This is a genomic window from Streptomyces sp. GbtcB7 (assembly GCF_019091445.1).
Lineage (GTDB): Bacteria > Actinomycetota > Actinomycetes > Streptomycetales > Streptomycetaceae > Streptomyces > Streptomyces mirabilis.
The window spans coordinates 1-240 of sequence record NZ_JAGXJM010000563.1; the positions used below are offsets into that span (position 1 = coordinate 1).

At 74.2% G+C, this 240-nt stretch carries 1 protein-coding gene; it reads left to right on the forward strand.

Features of this window, described 5'->3' with window-relative positions:
* Nucleotides 1-240, forward strand: a 240-nt coding sequence (locus KVT44_RS56825) for a proline racemase family protein (protein WP_217577147.1), incomplete at both ends; no start/stop codon positions are given.

A 240-nucleotide genomic window follows, 5' to 3' on the forward strand; every position in this document is an offset into this window, starting at 1 on the left:
ATGGTCGAGGTCGTCGAGCCCGTCACCACGATCGGGCTCGCCACCCCGGCGGGCCTCGTCGTCGCCGAGGTCGCGGTCGAGGACGGCGCTGCCCGCGCGGTCACGCTCAAGAACGTGCCGTCCTTCTCGGCGGGCCTCGCCCGCATGGCCACCCTGCCCGTCGGCCGGGCGGTGACGTACGCCCTCGCGTACGGCGGCAACTTCTACGCCATTCTGCCGCTGGGGCCGTTCGGCCTGCCC